This window comes from Listeria rocourtiae FSL F6-920 (genome assembly GCF_000525975.1).
In the GTDB taxonomy this organism is placed as follows: Bacteria; Bacillota; Bacilli; order Lactobacillales; family Listeriaceae; genus Listeria_A; species Listeria_A rocourtiae.
On the sequence record NZ_AODK01000086.1, the window covers coordinates 1 to 2219 of the forward strand.

A 2219-nucleotide genomic window follows, 5' to 3' on the forward strand; every position below is an offset into this window, starting at 1 on the left:
TTCCAGTTCTGTTTGTGCAGTGGCTGGAATTTCCAAATATTTATTCTTCAGGTACGATTGATAATCGGCATCTTCTTTTAGCTCTGCCGTTACCTTCAGGACATAACTGTTTGTATAAAAATTGGAATTTTTAAGCGCGGCTGCTGTCGCCGTTGCGTTTACTGTATTCGTAGCCTGATCGATAGTAATGTTAAATAAGGATGTTGCATCTTTCCCTGAGATATCTGTCATTTGGGCCGTTTTTATATCCAAAATAGGCTCTAATGTATTCTTCATTACCAACTTTTTCTCTAAGTCCGTTGTGTCGCGAAACGGTACTTCTTGAATCATCGTGTACTCTACTTGATTATCCTCCAGATTAGAGGTTGCCTCATCTGCAAGGAATTGCGGTTTGGGAATCTCGATAGGTGCAAGGGATTTACCAATATAACCTATAATGCTATTTCCAGCAGCTCGCGGTGCCATGACGATGTGATCTGTCGGCCCATAGATGAAGGATCCCCAGCTCTCTTTAACGCTTTCATCGCTTGTAACACCAGCAGATGTGATGGAAATCGATGTCTCATCATCACTATAGTTCAGCGTACTTTTTTCCATGACATAAATATTTTTTAATTGGCTTTCTTTAAAAATTTTCAAACTTTCTTCATTATCTATATCTGTATAGGTGAAAAATCCAGATACATGGATAGGTTGCTTGGTTTCGTGGTCTAAATACTGAATTTTAACAATTGGATCCGACGTTTTTCCTGTGTTAGTGAACCTCAGGAAATTACTTGGATTGTGGTACACTGTGATTGGTGATGTTAATTCAAGCGGGATAAGTCGAAGGTCCACCCATCTAGAATTATACATCCCCACTTTTGTTGCCTCCATGTAGGTATTTTCCACGCCCTTAGTTACATTGCTTGGTTGAAAAATAATCCTACTCGTTGGCAGTGCCTGTGTCACACCGCCAACTACATAGTTTACTTGAGTATCCGATGTAAACCTCGGGTAAAAGGAGTACTCGCTCGGAATGAAAAGGAGTGGGTCTTTGTTAGTTGGAACCTTGATGGAGTAGGGACTGTCAATAAGTTTCCCACTACTAGCTAGTCTACTCTCTAAAGCTGTGCTTGTGTTTTCGGTCGCTTGTACTTGATTAGGTGATACTAGTGAACTCATCCCCAGACAAAAAACAATGACAGGGACTGCAACTTTATTCATGTTTTATTTTCCTCTTTTCTATTAATCTTTTAGGTTACTATGTGCGTGCTATGTTTACAATTGACCGACAATGTTGCTGTGCGAATTTGGGCACCTGCATCAATGTCTTCGGACCAGATCAATCTCCGCTTGCCTAATGCTCTCTTTTAACGTCGTATGCGTGTCATCTGTAAACAAAACATTCACGATATCTCTTTGACGGCTTTTTCTTGTTCTTGCTTCGCCATCGCTGTATCCAGAAGTGCTTACGCTTATTTCGGGGCTTCTTGTAAATCTTTTTTCACATCACTATCTTGCAATGCATACACTTGCTCTTGCGTTGCATCAATCTTAGCCTTTTTGGTGTCTTCTTTCAAAGTAGCATGCGTATTATCTGTGAACAGAGTATCAGCAATTACTGTATTTAGCATTTGCCTTGCCTAGCTCTTTTTGTAAAGCACCACCTCCTTATTTTATCTTCACTATCTACCTCACTTGCATAGCATCTACTCTCGAAATGGCCGTATCCTAATAACTCCTTCTTTGCCACAGGAAAAAAATAGAGCACTTACAATCAACAAAATTCCAAAAAACAGCAAATAAATATCGCTTTTATGTCCTGTTTTTGGTAAACACTCATTTTTATCAGCATCACTTATCCTCTCTTCTGCTAGCCCCATTGTCTCTCCCTTACTATTTCCTTGATAAAGATCACGATGCATGATTATTCATTTCTTCCTCGCTTTGATTAAAAAAATATATCTATATAAAAATACACCAGCATACCTTTGTATGAGAGATGAAAAAATCTCTAATTGTCTAAATACAAAAATGACTAGCTGATGAAATTCCGATACATTGGTTGCAAAAAAATACTTGCTTGGCACTTTCTTGGAGATAAGGAAATAACTTTTGCTAGTCGTAGTTGAGGCTTAAGCCTTATAACGTACTATTTATGATATCTCAAAAAAAATATGTCTTTATATACAGAAATATAATCAATTTGAATGCAGTCATCGTATGTATAACAAAAA

At 38.2% G+C, this 2219-nt stretch carries 4 protein-coding genes; all 4 read right to left on the minus strand.

The annotated features are described in order from the left end of the window. Positions 1-1206 (minus strand): hypothetical protein (locus PROCOU_RS15815; protein ID WP_036074363.1); only part of this gene is annotated, 1206 nt, incomplete at its 3' end. A gap of 99 nt (positions 1207-1305) precedes the next feature. Then, the gene (locus PROCOU_RS19435; protein WP_369009549.1) at positions 1306-1392 is read right to left on the minus strand and encodes a hypothetical protein; all 87 of its coding nucleotides are present in this window, start codon (positions 1390-1392) and stop codon (positions 1306-1308) included. A gap of 65 nt (positions 1393-1457) precedes the next feature. After that, positions 1458-1616, minus strand: a complete 159-nt coding sequence (locus PROCOU_RS17890; protein WP_159101254.1) for a toxin Cry1Ac domain D-VI-related protein — start codon at positions 1614-1616, stop codon at positions 1458-1460. 75 nt (positions 1617-1691) lie between these two features. Further along, positions 1692-1865 (minus strand): LPXTG cell wall anchor domain-containing protein, encoded by a 174-nt coding sequence (locus PROCOU_RS15820; RefSeq protein WP_159101255.1) that lies wholly within the window; start codon positions 1863-1865, stop codon positions 1692-1694. Between the last annotated feature and the right edge of the window lie 354 nt (positions 1866-2219).